General features: G+C 64.2%; 15 protein-coding genes. 5 read left to right on the top strand and 10 right to left on the bottom strand.

Translation table 11 applies throughout. From position 1 onward, the window contains the following. Positions 1–173 precede the first annotated feature (173 nt). The 5 genes from KI242_RS17005 (at position 174) to KI242_RS16985 (ending at position 6737) form a co-directional block, all read left to right on the top strand. Positions 174–3668 carry a response regulator gene (locus KI242_RS17005; protein ID WP_212805372.1) on the top strand — a complete coding sequence of 1165 codons (3495 nt, stop codon included), beginning with the start codon at positions 174–176 and terminating at the stop codon, positions 3666–3668. Then, the gene (locus tag KI242_RS17000) at positions 3668–4483 is read left to right on the top strand and encodes a protein-glutamate O-methyltransferase CheR (protein ID WP_011061533.1); all 816 of its coding nucleotides are present in this window, start codon (positions 3668–3670) and stop codon (positions 4481–4483) included. The genes KI242_RS17005 and KI242_RS17000 overlap by 1 nt, the downstream gene beginning before the upstream one ends. After that, the gene (locus tag KI242_RS16995; RefSeq protein WP_053151864.1) at positions 4480–5088 is read left to right on the top strand and encodes a chemotaxis protein CheB; all 609 of its coding nucleotides are present in this window, start codon (positions 4480–4482) and stop codon (positions 5086–5088) included. Before KI242_RS17000 ends, KI242_RS16995 begins: the two co-directional genes overlap by 4 nt. Continuing rightward, positions 5078–6259 (top strand): hybrid sensor histidine kinase/response regulator, encoded by a 1182-nt coding sequence (locus KI242_RS16990; protein WP_011061531.1) that lies wholly within the window; start codon positions 5078–5080, stop codon positions 6257–6259. Before KI242_RS16995 ends, KI242_RS16990 begins: the two co-directional genes overlap by 11 nt. Positions 6260–6359: 100 nt before the next feature. Continuing rightward, complete coding sequence (locus tag KI242_RS16985; protein WP_011061530.1) at positions 6360–6737, top strand: response regulator; 378 nt, start codon at positions 6360–6362, stop codon at positions 6735–6737. A gap of 10 nt (positions 6738–6747) precedes the next feature. On the opposite strand, the gene KI242_RS16980 is transcribed toward KI242_RS16985, so the two are convergent. The 10 genes from KI242_RS16980 to fdxH all read right to left on the bottom strand — a co-directional run bounded on the left by KI242_RS16980 (position 6748) and on the right by fdxH (position 21154). Next, entirely contained in the window at positions 6748–8418 is a 1671-nt protein-coding gene (locus KI242_RS16980; RefSeq protein ID WP_212805371.1) for an ATP-binding protein, read from the bottom strand. Further along, positions 8415–9917 carry an ATPase domain-containing protein gene (locus KI242_RS16975; protein ID WP_015635782.1) on the bottom strand — a complete coding sequence of 501 codons (1503 nt, stop codon included), beginning with the start codon at positions 9915–9917 and terminating at the stop codon, positions 8415–8417. Before KI242_RS16975 ends, KI242_RS16980 begins: the two co-directional genes overlap by 4 nt. 199 nt (positions 9918–10116) lie before the next feature. Next, the gene (locus KI242_RS16970; protein ID WP_011061527.1) at positions 10117–11172 is read right to left on the bottom strand and encodes a tetratricopeptide repeat protein; all 1056 of its coding nucleotides are present in this window, start codon (positions 11170–11172) and stop codon (positions 10117–10119) included. A gap of 74 nt (positions 11173–11246) precedes the next feature. Further along, a complete protein-coding gene (locus tag KI242_RS16965; RefSeq protein WP_212805370.1) occupies positions 11247–12146 on the bottom strand; it encodes a bestrophin family protein in 900 nt (299 codons plus the stop codon). A gap of 337 nt (positions 12147–12483) precedes the next feature. Further along, positions 12484–13905: a TolC family protein gene (locus KI242_RS16960; RefSeq protein ID WP_041118422.1), complete on the bottom strand. Its 1422-nt coding sequence runs from the start codon at positions 13903–13905 to the stop codon at positions 12484–12486. Further along, entirely contained in the window at positions 13902–17081 is a 3180-nt protein-coding gene (locus tag KI242_RS16955) for an efflux RND transporter permease subunit (protein ID WP_011061524.1), read from the bottom strand. The genes KI242_RS16960 and KI242_RS16955 overlap by 4 nt, the downstream gene beginning before the upstream one ends. Before the next feature lie 15 nt (positions 17082–17096). Continuing rightward, a complete protein-coding gene (gene mexE / locus KI242_RS16950) occupies positions 17097–18344 on the bottom strand; it encodes a multidrug efflux RND transporter periplasmic adaptor subunit MexE (protein WP_169891511.1) in 1248 nt (415 codons plus the stop codon). A gap of 391 nt (positions 18345–18735) precedes the next feature. Continuing rightward, positions 18736–19650 (bottom strand): formate dehydrogenase accessory protein FdhE, encoded by a 915-nt coding sequence (fdhE, locus tag KI242_RS16945; protein ID WP_041118418.1) that lies wholly within the window; start codon positions 19648–19650, stop codon positions 18736–18738. Continuing rightward, the gene (locus KI242_RS16940; protein WP_212805369.1) at positions 19647–20279 is read right to left on the bottom strand and encodes a formate dehydrogenase subunit gamma; all 633 of its coding nucleotides are present in this window, start codon (positions 20277–20279) and stop codon (positions 19647–19649) included. The genes fdhE and KI242_RS16940 overlap by 4 nt, the downstream gene beginning before the upstream one ends. Continuing rightward, positions 20279–21154: a formate dehydrogenase subunit beta gene (gene fdxH / locus KI242_RS16935; protein WP_269472982.1), complete on the bottom strand. Its 876-nt coding sequence runs from the start codon at positions 21152–21154 to the stop codon at positions 20279–20281. The genes KI242_RS16940 and fdxH overlap by 1 nt, the downstream gene beginning before the upstream one ends. Positions 21155–21171 lie beyond the last annotated feature (17 nt).

Here is a 21171-nt window from a genome sequence, read left to right as displayed (position 1 = left end):
CCCGAAGCTGTACAAAAAAATCCCCTTGTACAAGCGTCGGCAAGAATAACCGCTTCCTTTGTCCCACGGCAGGACAAATCGCAAGCGAGCGCTACCTTGGTTATAAAAAATAGCTGTCCTGGCTGAATGTGGGGCAAACTTCGTTTTTTTTCACCAGCGCCAAGGCCCATCAAATGATTCGTCCGTCCTCGGTTGATGAACAGAGTTTCCGCAAGCTGCTGACCCGCAACATCAGCCTGCCGCTGGGTGTCGGTGTACTCAGCGCGATTTTTTTCGTGTCCCTGATCACCTACCTGCTCTCGGTCATCCAGTGGGTGCAGCACACTGATCGAGTGATCAACAACCTCAACGAGTCGGCGCGCCTGACCATCGACCTGGAAACCGGCATGCGCGGCTTCCTGATCACTGGCGACGAGCACTTTCTGGACCCCTACGAAGTGGCCAAGCCGCGCATCGTCAGCGAACTGCGCAGCTTGCAGGAGCTGGTGGGGGACAACCCGCAGCAGGTGGACCGGCTCAAGCGCCTGGAAGCCCTGCAGGTGGAGTGGAACAACTTTGCCCAGGGCATGATCGACCTGCGCCGCCAGAGCGGTGATTACCGCGGGGCGGTGCAGGCCGGGCGTGGCAAGCGCCTGACTGACGAGATCCGCAAGGAATACGACGACGCGGTGGCCATGGAGCAGCAGTTGCGCCTGGAGCGTAACGAGAACGTTACCCGCACCACCATTTTCAGCGTGGTGCTGTACCTGCTGTTCGTGGTGGGCATCAGCGCGCTGCTGGCCTACATCGGCCGTCGTGACCTGCTGGCACTGTCCAAGAGCTACAGCGACAACCTCGAAGCCCAGGAAAAGAGCGCCCAGCGCCTGGAGCAGCAGGCCTGGCTGCGCAACGGCCAGACCGAACTGGCCGAGCAGATGCTCGGCCAGCTGAGTCTGAACCTGTTGGGGCGCAACATCCTGCAATTCTGCGCCCAGTACCTGGGCACACCGGTGGCGGCGCTCTATGTGCGCGAGGAGCACGGTGGCCTCAGGCGCGTGGCGTCCTATGGTTTCTCCCGGGAACAGGAAGCCCAGGAACAGTCGCTGTACAGTGACGAAGGGCTGGTGGGGCAGGCCGCGCAGCACAAGCGCCTGATCCGTCTGGACGAGGTGCCTGCCGATTACTTCAAGGTCAGCTCCGGCCTGGGCGATGGTTCGCCGCGCAGCGTGCTGGTGGTGCCGACCCGTGACGACGACCGGGTCAACGGGGTGATCGAGCTGGGCTTCCTGCGGGCCTTGAGCGAGCGCGACGTCGAGCTGCTGGAACTGATTGCCGGCAATATCGGCACCTCCATCGAGGCCGCGCGTTATCGCCAGCGCCTGCAGGAAGTGCTGGCCGAAACCCAGCAGCTCAACGAAGAGCTGCAAGTGCAGCAAGAAGAGCTCAAGACCGCCAACGAGGAGCTGGAAGAGCAGTCGCGGATCCTCAAGGAATCCCAGGTGCACCTGGAAACCCAGCAGGTGGAGCTGGAGCAGACCAACGAGCAACTGGCGGAGCAGGCGCAGATCCTGGCCGATCAGCGCGACGCCATGGACCGCAAGAACAACGAGCTCAACGAGGCCCAGACCCAGCTCGAGGAGCGCGCCGAAGAGTTGCAGCGCTCCAGCAAGTACAAGTCCGAGTTCCTTGCCAACATGTCCCACGAGCTGCGCACGCCGCTCAACAGCTCACTGATCCTGGCCAAGCTGCTGGCGGAAAACCCCCAGGAAAACCTCAGCCCCGAGCAGGTCAAGTTCGCCGAGTCGATCTATTCCGCGGGCAATGACCTGCTGAACCTGATCAACGACATCCTCGACATCTCCAAGGTCGAGGCCGGCAAGCTCGAAGTGCGCCCGGAGAACGCCAGCGTGCCGCGCCTGGTGGACGGGCTGCGCAGCCTGTTCCAGCCGCTGACCCAGGACAAGGGCCTGGAGTTCAAGGTGGAGCTGCAACCGGGAGCGCCGCAGATGCTGTTCACCGACCGCCAGCGGGTCGAGCAGATTCTCAAGAACCTGCTGTCCAATGCGGTCAAGTTCACCGAGAAGGGCCAGGTGAGCCTCACGGTGTCCGCTCAGCCGGGGGCCGGTATCGCCTTTGCCGTGCGGGATTCGGGGATCGGCATTGCCCAGGATCAGCAGGAAAGCATCTTCGAGGCCTTCCGCCAGGCCGATGGCACCACCAACCGGCGTTATGGCGGCACCGGCCTGGGGCTGTCGATCTCCCGGGATCTGGCGACCCTGCTCGGTGGCTCCATCAGCGTCAGCAGCGAACCCGGCCGCGGCAGTATCTTCACCCTGGTGCTGCCAGAGCAGTACCAGGAGGCCGCCGAGCCGCTGGTGGCGCCGCCGGCCCCAGTCGCGCCCGTGGCCGCGCCTCAGCCTGCCAGCCTGCCGCAGCCGGTGGCCGAGGCCCCGGGGGTGGACATTCCGCGCTTCGCCGATGACCGCGACAAGGCGCCGTTCAGCAGTCGTTGCATCCTGGTGGTGGAAGACGAGGCGAACTTTGCCCACATCCTCTTCGACCTGGCCCACGAGCTGGGTTACCACTGCCTGGTGGCCCACGGCGCCGACGAAGGCTACAGCCTGGCTGCCCAGTTCATCCCGGACGCCATCCTGCTGGACATGCGCCTGCCGGACCACTCCGGCCTGACCGTGTTGCAGCGCCTCAAGGAGAACGCCCAGACCCGGCACATCCCGGTGCACGTGATTTCGGTGGAAGACCGGGTGGAAGCGGCCATGCACATGGGCGCCGTGGGCTATGCGGTGAAACCCACCACCCGCGAGGAGCTCAAGGATGTCTTCGCCCGCCTGGAAGCCAAGCTGACGCAGAAGGTCAAGCGCGTGCTGCTGGTGGAGGACGACGACCTGCAACGCGACAGCATTGCCCGGTTGATCGGTGACGATGACATCGAGATCACCGCCGTGGGCCTGGCCCAGGAGGCTCTGGACCTGCTGCGCGAGAACGTCTACGACTGCATGGTCATCGACCTCAAGCTGCCGGACATGCTCGGCAACGACCTGCTCAAGCGCATGTCCACCGAGGATATCTGCTCCTTCCCGCCGGTGATCGTCTACACCGGGCGCAACCTGACCCGGGATGAAGAGGCCGAGCTGCGCAAGTATTCGCGCTCGATCATCATCAAGGGCGCGCGCTCGCCGGAGCGCCTGCTGGATGAAGTGACGCTTTTTCTGCACAAAGTCGAATCCCAGCTGTCCCATGAACGGCAGAAGATGCTCAAGACCGCCCGCAGCCGCGACAAGGTCTTCGAGGGCCGCAAGATCCTCCTGGTGGATGATGACGTGCGCAACATCTTTGCCCTGACCAGCGCCCTGGAACACAAGGGCGCGGTAGTGGTGATCGGCCGTAACGGCCATGAAGCCATTGCCAGGCTCAATGAGGTCGAGGATATCGACCTGGTGCTGATGGACGTGATGATGCCGGAGATGGACGGTTTCGAAGCCACGGTGCAGATCCGCAAGGATCCGCGCTGGCGCAAGCTGCCGATCATCGCGGTCACCGCCAAGGCCATGAAGGATGACCAGGAGCGCTGCCTGCAGGCCGGCTCCAACGATTACCTGGCCAAGCCCATTGACCTGGACCGGCTGTTTTCCCTTATCCGTGTGTGGCTACCCAAGATGGAAAGAATTTAGTGGAGCGGAATACCGAGATCGAACTGCGTTTGCTGATCGAAGCTATTTACCTCAAGTACAGCTACGACTTCCGCGACTACTCAGGTGCCTCGATCAAGCGCCGGGTCAACCACGCTTTGCGCCAGTTCGAATGCAAGACCATTTCTGCGTTGCAGGAACGGGTGCTGCACGACCCCACCGCGTTCATGCAGTTGCTGCAGTTCCTGACCATTCCGGTGAGCGAGATGTTTCGCGACCCGTCGCACTTTCTGGCGATCCGCCAGGAGGTGGTGCCGCTGCTCAAGACCTATCCTTCGATCAAGATCTGGATCGCCGGCTGCAGCACCGGGGAGGAGGTCTACTCCATGGCCATCCTGCTGCGCGAAGAGGGGCTGCTGGAGCGCACCATCATCTATGCCACCGACATCAACCCCAGCTCCCTGGAGAAGGCCAAGCAAGGCATCTTTTCCCTGGAGAACGTGCGGGCCTACACCCACAACTACCAGCAGGCCGGCGGCCAGCGCTCCTTTGCCGACTACTACACCGCGGCCTACGACTACGCGATCTTCGACAAGAGCCTGCGCGAGAACGTAACCTTCGCCGACCACAGCCTGGCGACCGACAGTGTATTCTCCGAAACTCAATTAATTTCTTGTCGTAACGTATTGATTTATTTCAATAAAAAATTGCAGGATCGTGCCTTCGGACTGTTTCACGAGTCCCTCTGCCATCGTGGTTTCCTGGTGCTGGGCAGCAAGGAAACCCTGGACTTCTCCGCCTATGGCAAGCACTTCGAGCCCTTGGTCAAACAAGAACGGATCTATCGCAAGACATGAGCCAGGAGATTGTCAGCCAGGGTTTCTGGCCGCAGATCGAGGCGATCGTGGTAGGGGCCTCTGCGGGTGGGGTCGAAGCCTTGCTGAAGCTGTTCAGCGGTTTCGCCCAGGGTTTCCGCCTGCCGGTGATCGTGGTCCTGCACCTGCCCGACGAGCGCCGCAGCCAGCTGGCCGAAGTCTTCGGCCGGCGTCTGGCGCTGGCGGTGAAGGAAGCCGACGACAAGGAGCAGATCGTGCCTGGCACCCTGTACTTCGCCGCGCCCGGCTATCACCTGTCGGTGGAGCAGGACCGCAGCCTGTCCCTGAGCCAGGAAGAACGCCTGCATCACTCACGCCCGGCCATCGACTACCTGTTCGAGTCCGCCGCCGATGCCTATGGCCGGAACCTGGCCGCGGTGCTCCTGACCGGGGCTAACCAGGATGGCGCCCGCGGCCTGGCCGAGGTCAAGCGCCAGGGTGGCCTGACCATCGTCCAGGACCCCAATGAGGCCCATGTCTCGACCATGCCGGACGCCGCCCTGGCCCTGCATCAACCGGACTACATTCTCCCTTTGCGCGGCATCAGCCGTCTGCTTGCCGAGCTGGAAGGAACCCATGTTAAGTAATATTCAAGCCAAGCTGCTGATCGTCGACGATCTGCCGGAGAACCTGCTGGCCCTGGAGGCGCTGATCAAGCGCGAGGACCGTACGGTGTACAAGGCGCTGTCGGCTGACGAAGCCTTGTCGCTGCTGCTCCAGCATGAGTTCGCCATGGCTATCCTCGATGTGCAGATGCCCGGCATGAACGGCTTCGAGCTGGCCGAGCTGATGCGCGGCACCGAGAAGACCAAGAACATTCCCATCGTCTTCGTCAGCGCCGCCGGGCGCGAGCTCAACTACGCCTTCAAGGGCTACGAGAGCGGGGCGGTGGACTTTCTGCACAAGCCCCTGGACATCCACGCGGTGAAGAGCAAGGTCAACGTATTCGTCGACCTGTACCGCCAGAGCAAGGCCATGAAGCAGCAGGTCGAGGCCCTGGAGCAGAGCCGGCGCGAGCAGGAAGCGCTGCTCCAGAAGCTCCAGGCCACCCAGAATGAGCTGGAGCAGGCGGTGCGCATGCGCGATGACTTCATGTCCATCGTCGCCCACGAAGTGCGTACGCCGCTCAATGGCCTGATTCTCGAGACCCAGCTGCGCAAGATGCACCTGGCCCGGGAGAACGCCGCGGCCTTCAGCCTGGACAAGATGCACGCCATGGTCGACCGCGACGAGCGCCAGATCAAAAGCCTGATCCGCCTGATCGAGGACATGCTGGACATCTCGCGCATCCGTACCGGCAAGCTGTCGATCCGCCCCTCGCGGTTCGATCTGGCGCAACTGGTGCGCGGGCTGGTGGAAAACTTCGCGCCTCAGGTGGAAGCGGCGCAGTCGTCCCTGAGCCTGCAGGCCGAGCAGCCACTGGAGGGCAACTGGGACGAGTTCCGCATCGAACAGGTGGTTTCCAACCTGCTGACCAACGCCCTGCGCTACGGCGCCAAGAGCCCGATCGAAGTGCGGGTCTATGCCCAGGACGGCGAGGCTCGGGTCGAGGTGCGTGACCACGGCATCGGTATCAGCGAAGACAACCAGAAGCGCATTTTTCAGCAGTTCGAACGGGTCAGTGCCAACCACGTGGCGGCGGGGCTGGGCCTGGGGCTGTTCATTTCCGAGCAGATCGTCACCGCCCATGGTGGTGCCATCAGTGTCGAGAGCCGGATCGGCGAGGGCGCGCTGTTTCGCGTGAGCCTGCCCCTGTAGAGGCCCGTTGGCCGGTGAATCATTAAAAGCGTAACGCGCACGCAACCTCTGCGTGACCCAATGGTCGTAACAGCAGCAATTGACCGAGCAAAGGTTTTCCATGAGTGAAGATGCACAAGACGTCGTACTGATCGTCGAAGATGAACCAGTGATCCTGATGCTTCTGGCCGACTACCTGTCGGGCCTGGGATACCGGGTGCTGCAGGCCGAGAATGGCGAGCAGGCGTTCGAGATTCTCGCCAGCAAGCCGCACCTGGACGTGATGATCACCGATTACCGCCTGCCGGGCGGGATCACCGGGGTGATGATCGCCGAGCCCGCCGTGAAGCTGCGTCCGGATCTGAAGGTGATTTTCATCAGCGGCTACCCCAACGAAATCCTCGAATGCGGCAGCCCCATCACCCGCAAGGCGCCGATCCTGGCCAAGCCCTTCGACCTCAACAGCCTGCAGGAACAGATCCAGCAATTGCTGGCCTGAAGCCCGGCTATCAGTCGCGGATCATTTCCCGCACCTTGGCGGTCAGCAGGTCGAAGGTGAACGGCTTGGTGATCAGTTGCATGCCGGGTTCGAGAAAGCCACCACGGGCCGCCGCGTGCTCGGCGTAGCCGGTGATGAACAGGACCTTGAGCTCCGGGCGGATCTGCCGCCCGATTTCCGCCAGTTGCCGGCCATTCATGCCCGGCAGCCCGACATCGCTGATCAGCAGGTCGATGCGCTGCGCCGAGTCGAGGATCGGCATGGCGCTGCGGGCATCGCCGGCTTCGACAAAGGCGTAGCCCAGTTCGCTGAGCACCGCACAGACCAGCACCCGCACCGCCGGGTCGTCCTCGACGATCAGCACGGTTTCACCGTTCTGCGCATTGGGCGGTTGTTGCACCAGAGGGTGTTCGGTCTGCTCCAGGTCGCCGACAAAACGCGGCAGGTACAGGCTGACCTCGGTACCCCGGCCCAGCGTGCTGTTGAGGGTCACATGGCCGCGGGACTGCTTGCTGAAGCCGTAGATCATCGACAGCCCCAGCCCTGTGCCCTGGCCGATGGGCTTGGTGGTGAAGAACGGATCGAACACGCGGTTGATGATCGCCTCGGGCATGCCGCAGCCGTTGTCGCTGACTCGCAGCAGCACGTAGTCCCCCGGCTTGAGGTTGTCGTGGGCCTGGGCGAAGTCCGGGGCCAGGCGCTGGTTGAGGGTTTCCACCAGCAGCCGGCCGCCGTTGGGCATGGCGTCCCGGGCGTTGAGCACCAGGTTGAGCAGGGCGCTTTCCAGTTGGTTGGGGTCGGCTTCGGCCACCCATAGCTGCGGGTCCAGGCGCATGTCCAGCTCGATGCTTTCGCTGAGGCTGCGTTGCAGCAGCTCGCCCATGGAGGTCACCAGGGCGTTCATCTCCACCGGCTTGGAGTCCAGCGACTGGCGCCGGGAGAAGGCCAGCAGGCGGTGGGTCAGGCCGGCGGCGCGGTTGGCCGAGGTCACCCCCAGATCGATTAGGCTGTCCAGGTCCTCGGTGCGGCCCCGGGCCAGGCGCCGGCGCAACAGCTCCAGGCTGCCGATGATGCCGGTGAGCATGTTGTTGAAGTCGTGGGCGATGCCGCCGGTGAGTTGCCCCACGGCCTCCATCTTCTGTGACTGGCGCAGGGCTTCTTCGTTGTGCCGCAGTTGTGCGGTGCGTTCTTCCACCTGCTGTTCCAGGGTCTCCAGGGTGCGTTGCAGGCGCAGTTCGCTCTGGCTCAGGTCGATCAGCCGGTCGCGGGCGTCGTACTGCCGGCGCCTGCCCCGCAGGGCGGCGCTGACCAGGCTGATCAGGGTCGCCGGGTGGAAGGGCCGTTCCAGAAAGCTGACGTTGCCCAGGGGCTCGCTGAAGCGCGATGCCGGGTTCTGCTCGGGGCCGCCGTGCTGGGTCAGCAGCACGATGGGCAGGTCCGACCACGCCGGTTGCTGTTCCAGGTGGCGCAGCAGGGGCTCCAGGTCGACCCCGCGCAAGGCTTCGGCGGCGATGATCGCCAGCCCGGCGCCGTGCTCCAGCTGCTCGCACAGGGCGGGCAGGTGCGGGGTGATCAGGCTGCTGAAGCCGGCCTCCTTGAGCATCATCTGCGCCAGTTGGCTGTCACGCCCGTGGGGCGTGAGCACCAGAGCCCGTTCGGAAAAGTCCAGGTCGGGGCTCATTGGCCCTCATCCCTGAGCAGGGGTTTGCTCTCGCCCAGGTAAGTGGGTACGCCCCGCAGCACGCCCTGGAAGGCTTCCAGGGGCTCGCCGATGGTCAGGCCACGAGCGCTAATGCGGTATTCACGAATGGTCGACTCGTGGCTGCCGGTGCGTTTCTTGATGATGGAAATGGCCCGGCGCACCTTGCCCAGGGCCTCGAAGTAACGCAGCAGGATCACGGTGTCGGCCAGGTAGGTGATGTCCACCGGGGCCTGCATGTCACCCACCAGGCCATGCTGGGCCACGGTCATGAAAGTGGCGGCGCCCTGGCGGTTGAGGTACAGCAGCAATTCGTGCATGTGCAGCACCAGGGCATTTTCCTCGGGCATCGCTGCCTGGTAGCCGTTGATGCTGTCGATCACCACGGTCTTGATCCGCTCCTGGTCGACGCAGCGTCGCACCCGGTAGGACAGCTCCCCCGGCGAGAGCTCGGCGGCGTCCACCTGTTCGATGATCAGGTTGCCGCTGGCCTGCAGCGCCTTGAGGTCGATGCCCATGTTGCGCATGCGCTCGAACAGCAGCCCCAGTTCCTCGTCGAAGATGAACAGCGCGGCTTTCTCTCCCCTGGCTACGGCGGCCGCTGCGAAGATCATCGAGATCAGCGATTTGCCGGTGCCGGCGGGGCCGAGGATCAGGGTGCTGGAGCCGGTCTCGATGCCGCCCCCCAGCAGCGCGTCCATCTCGGTGATGCCGCTGGTCAGGGTCAGGCGCTGGTATTGACCGCGGTGCTCGGCGGCCACCAGGCGCGGAAACACCTGGACCCCGTCGCCCATGATGGTGAAGTCATGGAAGCCGCCGCGGTACTTCTGGCCGCGGTATTTCACCACCCGGATGCGCCGGCGTTCGGCGCCGTAGCTGGGGGTCAGTTCTTCCAGGCGGATCACCCCGTGGGCCACGCTGTGCACGGTCTTGTCCAGGGATTCGGTGGTCAGGTCGTCCAGCAGCAGGACGGTGGCGTCATAGCGCACGAAGTAGTGCTTGATCGCCAGGATCTGCCGCCGGTAGCGCAGGGAGCTTTGCGCCAGCAGGCGGATTTCCGAAAGGCTGTCGAGCACCACCCGGGTCGGCTTGACCCGCTCCACCACTTCGAAGATCTGCCGCGTGGCTTCCCCCAGCTCCAGGTCCGAGGAGTACAGCAGGCTTTGCTGGTGCTCGGCGTTGAGCAGGCTTTCCGGCGGGATCAGCTCGAAGATGTGGATGTTCTCATCCAGTTGCCAGCCGTGGGATTGCGCGCCCTGGCGCAACTCGCGCTCGGTTTCCGAGAGGGTGATGTACAGGCAGCGCTCGCCGGCGGCGGCGCCGGCCCGCAGAAAATGCAAGGCCACGGTGGTCTTGCCGGTACCGGGTTCGCCTTCCAGCAGGAACACATGGCTACGTGACAATCCGCCGGAGAGAATATCGTCCAGGCCTTCGATGCCGGTGGCGGCTTTTTCGCTGAGCAACGCAGATGAGGTCGACAAACAATGCCCTCGCAAATAGGTCCAAGTGATCGGCGACGGCGTCGAGCACCTTGATATCGCTGATAAATCACTTGACCGCCTGCCGCTGGCACGGTTCAACCTTTTGTCGCCGTGGAGCCGCTGCTGAGCACAGCAGGCGCAGGGGGGGCAAGGGTGCCAAAGGTTCGGCTGGGGATCGCGAGGCAAGGCCCGGGGGCGGCTACAGGCCCTGCTGCAGGGCCGGGTCGTCGGGGTTCTGCTGTTCCAGCTGGGCCAGCAGGACCTGGACGTTCTGCAACTGGCCGCTTTCCTTCCAGTAGCTGATCAGCAGCACCCGCGCCTTGCGGTTGTAGGGCTGGCGCTGGACGATTTCCTCCAGTTGCTTCTGCGCCGCTTCCAGCTCCTGTTCGCTGTGCAGGGTGGTGGCCAGGTCGTAGCGGTAGGCGGCGTTGTTAGGCTCCAGTTCCACCGCTCGGGACAAGCCGAGCAGGGCGAACTCGCCCTGGCCATGGTGCAGCAGCCAGAGCCCCAGGGCATGTTGCAGGTAGGCCGAATCCTGCTGTGCCTGCAACTGCTTGGCCAGCAATTGGCGGGCGGCATCGCTCTGGCCCTGCTTGTCCAGCACTTCGATCTGCAGCACCACTGCCTGCAGGTTGTCCGGGGCCAGGCGCAGGGCCTGTTCCAGGGTCTGCTGGGCCTTGATCAGGTCGGCATTGTGCAGGTACAGGCGAGCCAGCTGGTACTGGGCCTCGACGTTGTCGCCGCGGGTCTTGAGCACTTGGGTGTATTCGTCGATCACCTGCTGCAACGGGCCGAAGTACAGGCCCTGGTCGTCGGGGCTCAGGCCCAGCAGGGCGTCCACCGCGGCGAAGCGCACGCTCTGTTCGTGATCGTCCAGCAATGGCCCCAGCAGCAGGCTGCGCTGGCCGCTGGGCACCAGGCCGAGCACGCTCTTGATCGCCGCTTTGCGCACCTCGGCAGAAGGGTGATAGAGGTCGGCGTCCGCCAGTTTCAATGCCTGGGGGCTGGGGTAGTTGGCCAGCACTGCCAGCAAGCGGATGCGCTGCTGGTCGTCGAGGTCGGGCCGGCCCAACTGCTGGTAGAGCACGCGCGCCGCGCCAGGCTGGCCATTGCGGGCTTTTTCCAGTGCCGCGCTGTAGCCATGCTTGATGGCCTCGGGAACCTGCGGCGGGCTGCTGCGCAGAAAGCTCCAGGCCAGGGCCAGGACGACGACGGTAAGCAGGCTGATCAGCAGGTAGCGGCGGGGCTGGGACATGCAGGAATCCGGAAGCTGGCGACTTTTGGAAGGCGCAAGCTTCGGTCAGGAACCGGCTTGAGTCAAACCCCGGTTCAGGTCAGCACGTACTCCTGCGGCTCCAGCAGCGGCGGCAGCTCGGTTTGCCCCAGTGCCGCCAGGACTTCGCGCTCCAGGCCGCGCAATAGAGCGCTGCACGGCAGGTCGTTGTCGTCATAGCCGAAAGGGTCTTCGAGGTCGTCGCCGATCTCGTCCAGGCCCAGGAAGGTGTAGCTGACAATGGCGGTGAAGATCGGCGTCAGCCAGCCCAGGGGCTCGGCCATGGCGAACGGCAGGAGGATGCAGAACAGGTAGATGGTGCGGTGCAGCAGCAGGGTGTAGGGGAAGGGCAGCGGGGTGTTCTGGATCCGCTCGCAGGCGGCCTGCACCAGGCTCAGGCTGACCAGCCGGGTTTCCAGTTGGGTGTAGCGCCATTCGCTGATGAGCCCCTGCTGGGCCCACTGCGAGCAGCGCTGGCCGATGCGTTGCAACTGCGCGTCGGTGAGGTTCGGGTGGTCGGGGTCGAGGCTGGCCTGGGCCCAGGGGCGCAGGGCGGCGGCCTCGTCTTCATGGCGCAGGCGGGCGATCAGGCTGTGGGCAAAGCCGCACAGGTCGCGCAGCATGCCCTCGCGCTCGGGGTGGCCGTCGATGATCAGGCTTTCACGGATCAGCGAACGCACCTCGATGATCAACTGCCCCAATTGCTTGCGGCCTTCCCACCAGCGGTCGTAGCAGGCGTTGTTGCGAAAGCTCATGAAGATCGACAGCGACAGCCCCAGCAGGGTGAAGGGCGTGGCGTTGACCTTGGAGAAATAGCTCGGTTGCAGGGTTTCCACCAGCACGATCACCGAGGCCAGCAGTGTGACCAGTACGCAGCGCAGGGCAATGCGCTTGGCAATCGAGCCCTTGAGGGCGAAGAGGATGCCGATCAGGTTCGGCTTGGGGCGGACAATCATGGGGGCGGAGGCCAGGGCGATTACGCGGCGAGTGAAGAGTAGGAGCGCGCCGTGAGGCTGTCCAATCGCAATGGCCAACCGCATGATCGACGGCCTCTATCAATGGGATTGGGGTGGGCGGTGTTCTGGCGGGCGCCTTCGCTGGCAAGCCAGCGCCTACCGGGGCCATGTATTCGGGGCCATGCGTTTGGGGCCATGCGTTGCGCGGGCTCTTGTAGGAGCCGGCTTGCCGGCGAAGAGGCCCTTGAGCCGGGCAAAAAAAAGCCCCGCGACCGAATGATCCACGGGGCCAAACATTGGTTGGTTGCGGCCAACCAAAGGAGCTCGTTGCAAATCCTTACTTGCTGGCTACCGTCTCCGGTTGCCAGCCACCACCCAGGGCCTTGTAGATGGCGACGATGCCGCGGTACAGGTCGACTTCGGCCTGGGCCTGGGAGTCTTCGGCGGCCAGGCGTTCACGCTGGGCATCGAGCAGCACCAGGAAGTCCACGGTGCCTTCGCGGTAGCGGATCTCGGCCAGGTCCGCGGCGGCGCGGCTGGATTCGCTCTGGCGAATCAGGGAGATCAGCCGTTGCTGGCGCTTGCCGTAGTCGCTGAAGGCGTTTTCCGATTCCTCCAGGGCCAGCAGCACCTGCTGCTCGTAGCTGGCCAGGGCGCCGTCGGCATTGGCGTCGGCGCCGCGCAGGCGGGCTCGCACACTGCCCAGGTCGAAGGCCGCCCAGGTGATGCTCGGGCCCAGGGCCCAGGCATTGGCCGCCGAGGAGCCGATCTGCGAACCGCGCCCGGCAGTGAAACCGAGGAAGCCGCTGAGGCTGACCCGTGGGAACAGGTCGGCCTTGGCCACGCCGATGCGCGCGGTGGCCGCTGCCAGCTTGCGTTCGGCGCTGAGAATGTCCGGCCGGCGTTGCAGCAGCTCGCCCGGGTCGCCAATCGGCAGGGCCTTGGCAATGGCCGGCAGCTGCGCCGGCGACAGGTCGACGCTGAGCTTGTCCGGGCGTTCACCCAGCAGGGTGGCGATGCGGTTGCGCTGGCGGGTCTGCTCGGCCTGCAACTGCGGCACGCTGGCTTCCACCGAAGCCAGGCGGGCGTCGGCGCGGACCACATCGAGCTGGTCGCCGACCCCGGCGTCGCGCAGGCTTTCGGTGATCTTGCGCGAGGCCTGCTGGTTGTCCAGGTTGGCCAGGGCGATCTTTTCCCGCAGCTGTGCGCCGCGCAACTGGCCGTAGGCGTCCACCAGCTCGGCGATCATGGTCACCTGCAGTTGGTAGAGGTCGGCCTCGGCGGCCTGCTGGTCGGCGTCGGTGGCTTCCAGGTTGCGCTGGATGCGGCCGAACAGGTCCAGCTCCCAGGCCATGTCCAGGCCCAGGTCGTAGCGCTCGCTGTTCACTCGCTTGGTGGTCTGGCCGGGGATCTGCCCCTTGGCCAGGTCGCTGCTGGCGCGGCTGGTGATGGTGGGCATGGCGTCATTGCTGGCGTCATCGCGAATCGCCCGGGCGGCCCGCAGGCGGGCGAAGGCCACCCGCAGTTCACGGTTGCCCTGCAACGATTTGCTCACCAGCTGGTTGAGAGTCGGGTCATCGAACTGCTGCCACCAGATGCCTTCGAAGCGTGCGCGGTCGAAGTTCTTCTGGCCCGCAGCGCCATCGGTGGCGGCGCTGATGTGCGCCGCCTCGGTGGTTGGAGTCTGGTAGTCCGGACCGACGGCGCAGGCACTCAGGGCCAGCACCAGCAGGCTCGGCAGGAAGACTTTGGAACTCATTGTTGCGCCTCCAGTTGCAGAGCACGGGCGGCTTTGCGCGCCTCGCTGCGCTCCACGTAGTTGCGGATCAGTACATAGAACACCGGAGTCAGCAGCAGGCCGAAGAAGGTCACCCCGAGCATCCCGGAGAACACCGCGACACCCATGGCATGACGCATTTCCGCACCGGCGCCGCTGGAGATCACCAGGGGCACCACGCCCATGATGAAGGCGAAGGAGGTCATCAGGATCGGCCGCAGACGCAGGCGGCAGGCTTCCAGCACCGCGGCCAGCGGGTCGAGGCCTTCCTCTTGCTTGTCCTTGGCGAACTCGACGATCAGGATCGCGTTCTTGCAGGCCAGGCCCACCAGAACGATCAGGCCGATCTGGGTGAAGATGTTGTTGTCGCCCCCGGAGACGATCACCCCGGTAATGGCCGACAGCAGGGTCATGGGCACGATCAGGATCACCGCCAGTGGCAGGCTCCAGCTTTCGTACTGAGCGGCCAGCACCAGGAAGGCCAGCAGCACGCAGAGCGGGAAGACGAACAGCGCGGTGTTACCGGCCAGGATCTGCTGGTAGGTCAGCTCGGTCCATTCGTAGGTCATGCCGTTGGGCAGTTCTTCCTTGAGCAGTTTCTCGATCGCCGCTTCCGCTTGCCCGGAGCTGTAGCCCGGGGCCGCTGCGCCGTTGATTTCCGCAGTGACGAAGCCGTTGTAGTGCATCACGCGGTCGGGACCTGCGGTGTCGCTGACCTTGATGAAGGTGGCCAGGGGGATCATCTCGCCCTTGTTGTTGCGCACTTTCAGCTGGCCGATCTGCTCGGGCTCGAGACGGAACTGCTGCTCGGCCTGGACGTTGACCTGGTAGGTGCGGCCAAAGCGGTTGAAGTCGTTGGCATACAGCGAACCCAGGTAGATCTGCAGGGTGTCGAAGATGTCGGAGATCGCCACGCCGTGGGTCTTGGCCTTTTCCCGGTCGATGGCAGCATCCACCTGGGGCACGTTGACCTGGTAGCTGGTGAACAGCCCGGCCAGTTCCGGCACGCTGCGGCTCTTGGTGATGACGTTCTGCACTTCCTTGTACAGCTCGTCGTAGCCCAGGCCGCTGCGGTCCTCCACCTGCAGGCGGAAGCCGCCGATAGTTCCCAGGCCCTGTACCGGCGGCGGTGGGAAGATCGCCATGTAGGCGTCCTGGATATCCGCGTACTTGCCGTTCAGGGCACCGGCGATGGCACCGGCGGACATGCTCGGGTCCTTGCGCTCATCGAAGGGCTTCAAGGTGACGAAGACGATGCCGTTGTTCGGGCTGTTGGTGAAGCCGTTGATCGAAAGGCCAGGGAAGGCCACCGCACTTTCCACGCCGGGCTGCTTCAGGGCGATGTCGGACATGCGCTTGATCACGTCTTCGGTGCGGTCCAGGCTGGCGGCGTCCGGCAGTTGGGCGAAGGCCACCAGGTACTGCTTGTCCTGGGCCGGGACGAAACCGGTCGGGGTGTGGGCGAAGCCGAACCAGGTCAGCACCATCAGGCCTGCATAGAGGAACAGGGCGATGCCGCTGCCGCGGATGACCCGGCGCACGGTGCCGACATAACCATGGCTGGCGCGATCGAAGAAGCGGTTGAAGGGTTTGAACAGCCAGCCCCCCAGCAGCTTGTCGAGGATCTTCGAGAAGCGGTCCTTGGGCGCATGGTGTTCCTTGAGCAGTACCGCGGCCAGGGCCGGCGACAGGGTCAGGGAGTTGAAGGCCGAGATCACCGTGGAGATGGCAATGGTCAGGGCGAACTGCTTGTAGAACTGCCCGGTCAGGCCACTGATGAAGGCCGCCGGTACGAACACCGCACACAGCACCAAGGCGGTGGCGATGATCGGGCCGGTCACTTCACGCATGGCGCGCTTGGTGGCCTCCACCGGGTTCAGGCCCAGGCCGATGTTACGTTCGACGTTCTCCACCACCACGATGGCGTCGTCCACCACGATGCCGATGGCCAGCACCAGGCCGAACAGCGACAGGGCGTTGAGCGAGAAGCCGAACAGGTGCATGACCGCGAAGGTACCGATCAGCGACACCGGTACGGCCACCAGCGGGATGATCGAGGCACGCCAGGTCTGCAGGAACAGGATCACCACCAGCACTACCAGGATCAGGGCTTCGAACAGGGTGTGCACTACGGCCTCGATGGAGCCGCGGACGAAGATGGTCGGGTCGTAGACGATGCTGAAGTCCATGCCCTGCGGGAAGCTCTGCTTGAGTTCGGCCATCTTGGCCCGCACTTCATTGGAGATCTCGATGGCGTTGGAGCCCGGGCGCTGGAAGATCGGGATCGCCACCGCCGGCTGGTTGTTGAGCAGGGAACGCAAAGCGTACTGGCTCGACCCCAGCTCGATGCGGGCGATGTCCTTCAGGCGGGTGATCTCACCGTCCTCACCGGAGCGGATGATGATGTTCTCGAACTCTTCCTCGGTGACCAGGCGGCCCTGGGTGTTGACCGATAGCTGGAAGCTGGTGGCGGTGGGCGCAGGCGGCGCGCCCAGGGCACCGGCGGCGACCTGGCGGTTCTGTTCACGGATGGCGGTGACCACGTCGGTGGCGGTCAGGTTGCGCGAAGCGGTCTTGTTCGGATCCAGCCAGACCCGCAACGAGTAGTCGCCCATGCCGAACAGCTGCACGTCCCCCACGCCGCCCAGGCGCGCCAGCTCATCCTTGATGTTGAGCAGGGCGTAGTTGGACAGGTAGAGCATGTCGTAGCGTTTGTCCGGCGAGGTCAGGTGGACCACCATGGTCAGGTCCGGAGAGGCCTTGTCCACGGTAATACCGATGCGCGTCACTTCTTCGGGCAGCTTGGGCTGGGTGCGGGTCACGCGGTTCTGTACCTGCACCTGGGCGTTGTCCAGGTCGGTGCCCAGGGCGAAGGTGATGGTCAGGGTGATCTTGCCGTCAGCGGTGGATTGCGAGGACATGTAGAGCATGTTCTCGACCCCGGTGATCGCCTGTTCCAGGGGCGCGGCCACGGTTTCACCGATGACTTTCGGGTTGGCCCCCGGGAAGTTGGCGCGCACCACCACGGTGGGCGGCACCACTTCCGGGTATTCGCTGATGGGCAACTGGAACAGCGAGATGGCGCCGGCGATCAGGATCAGCAGCGACAGCACCGCGGCGAAGATCGGCCTTGAAATGAAGAACTGGGAAAAATTCATCTTGAGAGTCGTCCCTTAACCGCGCGGTGTCGCAGCGGCGAGTTTCACAGCCGGAGCCGCCTTGGCAGGGGTGACCTGCGGCAGGTTGCTGGCTTCCAGTGCTTGGCGTTGTTGGGCCAGGGCGGCGAGGGTTTCCTTGCTGGCCATGGGGATCACTTCAGGCGTGACCGGTGCGCCGGGACGTGCCCGCTGCAAGCCCTTGACGATGATGGTGTCGTCCTTGCTCAGACCGTTGCGCACGATGCGCAGGCCTTCGATCTTCGGCCCCAGTTCCACGGCGCGGTAGGCCGGCTTGTTGTCGGCGTCCATCACCAGCACGAACTTCTTGCCCAGGTCGGTGCCCACGGCTTCGTCGTTGATCAGCATCGCCGAGTAGGTGCCGCTGCCCACCAGTTTCAGGCGCGCATAGAGGCCCGGGGTGTAGCTGCCGTCGCTGTTGTCGAACACCGCGCGGCCACGGATGGTGCCGGTCTTGGGGTTGACCTGGTTGTCGACGAAGTTCATCTGCCCCAGGTGCGGGTGGCCTTCTTCATTGGACAGGCCCAAGTACACCGGGGTGGTCTGGCCGCGCTGGCCCTGGCGGGCGAGCTGGGTGTACTTGAGGTACACGCGCTCGTCGGCGTCGAAGTAGGCGTAGACCTTGTCGGTGGAGACCAGGCTGGTGAGCGGGGTGACATCGGCGGTCACCAGGTTGCCGGCGGTGATCTGCGCGCGGCTGACCCGGCCGCTGATGGGCGCCACCACCCGGGTGAAACTCAGGTTGAGCTTGGCCACGTCCAACTGGGCCTGGATCGCATCGACCCCTGCCCGGGCTTCCTGGGCGGCGCTGGTGCGGGTGTCGGCCAGCTCGGCGGAAATCGCGTTGCTGGTCAGCAGGCGCTGGCCGCGCTGGGCTTCGTTGGCACTGCGGGTCGCGGTGGCCCGAGCCTGTTGCAGCTGGGCTTCGAGGCGGCGTACTTCAGCCTGGAAAGGCCGTGGGTCGATCTGGAACAGCAGGTCGCCTTTCTTCACCAGGGCGCCTTCGGTGAAGGCCACCTGATCGATCTGGCCCGAGACCCGAGGTCGGATCTCCACGGTTTCCGGGGCTTCCAGGCGCCCGGTGAATTCATCCCATTCGTTGACCGGCTGTTCCAGCACCTTGGCCACGCTGACTTTGGCAGCGGGCGGGGCGGAGGCGGTCTCAGGGGTTTTGCCGCACGCGCTCATCACCAGCACGGCGAGAACGGCGAGTGGAAAACGTAGGAGTTTGACTGACTGGTCCATGGTGCATCCGCCACTGTATTTGAGATGGGCGGATGATGCTCGGCAGGGTTGTATCTCACGAATCGAATGAAGCGAAGGTAACTATCATTCGGAATGATATAAGCGCCAAGCAAGCCCTCTAGCATGCACCTTTCGTTAGGCTGCTATCAATTCCCTGGCGTGCAATTAGTTATTGCGGCTGACGCAATATTGGCCGGTGCTACCGGAGTCGACTGGCCCGCGAAAAGGGCCTTTCGACGCCCGGGTGCTTTCGTTGGCAAGCCCATTTCTACGAGGCTTTTGGGTGCTGGGATCACCGATTCCTCCGATATCAGTTGCTGTCCAGCCTGGGGCTGGGGCAGCGCAGACCTTCGAGCTAGCCGCTTCGGTGGATTTCTCGGGCCGCCAGACGTCATGCCTGGCCGGGAAACAGGAACGGGTTGATGCTGCTTCGCGCGAAGCCTTCAGCCTCAAGCCCGGCATCCAGGGCCAAGGACGCGAGATCGTCGGCCACCGGCTCCAGCGTCTGATCGTGTGGGTAATAGAACACCTTCAGGTAGCTCTGGCAGTCTCCACAGCTCTCGGCCTTGACCGCGCTGTCCTGGTGCTCCAGCGACCAGTAGTGCAGTTGGCCGGTGCCTTCGCAGTTGCTGCATTTTGCTCGCACCATGTGCCAGCGGCTCTCGCATAATCCGCAGTGCAGGTAACGCAGGCCGGCGCGCTTGCCGCTGAGGATCACGCTGGCCACCGGCGCGCTGCAGCACACCGGGCAATGCTGGCGCTGTTCTCCCACCTGGGCCTGGGCAGTCACCGGCAGGGCGCTGGCCAGTTGGCTGAAATACAGGCTCAGGGCCGCCCAGAAAAACAGCGCCTGGCCGCTGTCTACCTGAAGGTAATGCCCCAGCAGCAACTGCTCGGCACAGGCTTCACGCTGCTCGGCGGGCATGCCGCCGATGGCGTCCAGGGCCTTGGTCAGCGGGGCGCTGGCGTCCCTGCGCAGGTGCTCGATCAGTTGCTCAAGGGCCGCTTGCCAATAGGCCGAGCGCGGCAGGCGCTGCACATCCAGCGGCGCGCCATCACCGATCCGCGCCACCAGCGCCTGCAACTCCTCGGCCGCCACCGGCGAACGCTCGAATATCGCCTGTTGCGCCTCGGCCACCCGCGCGGCAAACCGCAGGTAGTCGGCCTGCTCGTGACCTTCGGCCAGTTGGCGCAGGCGCGCTGCGCGCCGGCTGAAGTGCTGGCGCAGGTCCGGCAGCAACAAGGCGCTGATTTCTTCCACGCCGCCACTGGTGGGCTCCAGTGGGGTTAGCTTGATGCTGCTCATTTCTTCTCACTCTTGGAAATCTGCTGGTACCAGCGGTCATGGTGCGAGCGGGCCCAACTGCGCGTTACGTAGCCGGTGACCATGCCGCGGATCGAACCCTTGACCCAGAACGCCAGGTAGGCGTGACCGATGATCAGCAGCATCAGCGAGATCCCGGCCAGGGCATGGGTGAGCAGGGCGATGCGAATCAGGGGAATGCTGAAGTACTGGGCGAACCACGGCCGCCAGATCACCACGCCGCTGAGCAGCAACAGGCTGATCAGGCCCATGATTCCCCAGAACAGGATCTTCTGCCCGGCGTTGTACTTGCCAATCTGCAGCGGTTGGCTGTGGTCCCCCGAGAGCACCGTCTTGAGGTTGCGAAACCAGATCGCGTCCTGGCGTTCCGGCAGGTTGTGCTTCACAAAACGCACGAACAGGAACATCAGCAGCAGGAACACCACCGTTCCCAGAAACGGGTGCAGGATGCGCGCCAGCTGCGGTGTGCCGAACACGCCGTTGAGCCAGTTCAGCGACGGGAAGAACCACGACAGCCCCGACAACGCCACCATGAAGAAGCAGATGACCATGAACCAGTGGCTGGCGCGCTCGATAAAGCGGGTACGCAGGATCAGCTTGTTCTTGTTCATCACGGGTTCTCCTTGAGGTCTTCTTCGACTTCGTTCGGGCCGACGCCGATGTAGTGGAATACCGTACCGGCCAAGGTGGCGAAGAAAGCCACGGCGGCCGCCGGCTTGAGCCAGCCTTTCCAGCCTTCGATCGCGCTGCTGATGCGCGGGTCAGGGTTGAGCTTGTGGTACAGCTGCGGCTGGTCGGCGTGTTGCAGCACGTAGAACACATGGGTTCCGCCCACCGCTTGCGGGTCGTAGATCCCCGCGCCGGCAAAGCCGCGGCCCTGCAGTTCGGTGACCCGTTCTGCGGCCTGCACCAGCATGTCGGCCTTGCTGCCGAAGTTGATCGCCCCGGTGGGGCAGGTCTTCACGCAAGCCGGCTCCTGGCCCACCGTGACCCGGTCAACGCACAGGGTGCACTTGTAAGCCTTGTTGTCCTTCTTGCTGATGCGCGGCACGTCGAACGGGCAGCCGGCGACGCAGTAGCCGCAACCTATGCAGTGCTCGGACTGGAAGTCGACGATGCCGTTGGCGTACTGGATGATCGCTCCCGGTTGCGGGCAGGCTTTCAGGCAGCCAGGGTCGGCACAGTGCATGCAGCCGTCCTTGCGGATCAGCCATTCGAGCTTGCCGGCTTCGTTCTCGTGCTCGTCGAAACGCATCAGGGTCCAGGTGTCGGCGCTGAGGTCGGCGGGGTTGTCGTAGACCCCGACGTTGTGGCCGACTTCGTCGCGCAGGTCGTTCCATTCGTTGCACGCCACCTGGCACGCCTTGCAGCCGATGCAGATGCTGACGTCGATCAGCTTGGCCACTTCGGCCTGGTGATCGCGGGCCCGCGGCGCCGGGGTGAAGGCGTTGGTGGCCGAACGGCGGATGATGTCTTGGGATTGCATGGACATGTCAGTTGCTC

The sequence above is a fragment of the Pseudomonas sp. Eqa60 genome (assembly GCF_018326405.1).
GTDB lineage: Bacteria > Pseudomonadota > Gammaproteobacteria > Pseudomonadales > Pseudomonadaceae > Aquipseudomonas > Aquipseudomonas protegens.
Note: the sequence above shows the minus strand (reverse complement) of the source record. Positions and strands in the feature narration are given on the sequence as shown.

Coding starts and splice junctions, on each gene's coding strand:
- KI242_RS17005 (WP_212805372.1), top strand. CDS start 174: ATGATTCGTCCGTCCTCGGTTGATGAACAGAGTTTCCGCAAGCTGCTG.
- KI242_RS16995 (WP_053151864.1), top strand. CDS start 4,480: ATGAGCCAGGAGATTGTCAGCCAGGGTTTCTGGCCGCAGATCGAGGCG.
- KI242_RS16990 (WP_011061531.1), top strand. CDS start 5,078: ATGTTAAGTAATATTCAAGCCAAGCTGCTGATCGTCGACGATCTGCCG.
- KI242_RS16985 (WP_011061530.1), top strand. CDS start 6,360: ATGAGTGAAGATGCACAAGACGTCGTACTGATCGTCGAAGATGAACCA.
- KI242_RS16980 (WP_212805371.1), bottom strand. CDS start 8,418: ATGAGCCCCGACCTGGACTTTTCCGAACGGGCTCTGGTGCTCACGCCC.
- KI242_RS16970 (WP_011061527.1), bottom strand. CDS start 11,172: ATGTCCCAGCCCCGCCGCTACCTGCTGATCAGCCTGCTTACCGTCGTC.
- KI242_RS16965 (WP_212805370.1), bottom strand. CDS start 12,146: ATGATTGTCCGCCCCAAGCCGAACCTGATCGGCATCCTCTTCGCCCTC.
- KI242_RS16960 (WP_041118422.1), bottom strand. CDS start 13,905: ATGAGTTCCAAAGTCTTCCTGCCGAGCCTGCTGGTGCTGGCCCTGAGT.
- KI242_RS16955 (WP_011061524.1), bottom strand. CDS start 17,081: ATGAATTTTTCCCAGTTCTTCATTTCAAGGCCGATCTTCGCCGCGGTG.
- mexE (WP_169891511.1), bottom strand. CDS start 18,344: ATGGACCAGTCAGTCAAACTCCTACGTTTTCCACTCGCCGTTCTCGCC.
- fdhE (WP_041118418.1), bottom strand. CDS start 19,650: ATGAGCAGCATCAAGCTAACCCCACTGGAGCCCACCAGTGGCGGCGTG.
- KI242_RS16940 (WP_212805369.1), bottom strand. CDS start 20,279: ATGAACAAGAACAAGCTGATCCTGCGTACCCGCTTTATCGAGCGCGCC.
- fdxH (WP_269472982.1), bottom strand. CDS start 21,154: ATGCAATCCCAAGACATCATCCGCCGTTCGGCCACCAACGCCTTCACC.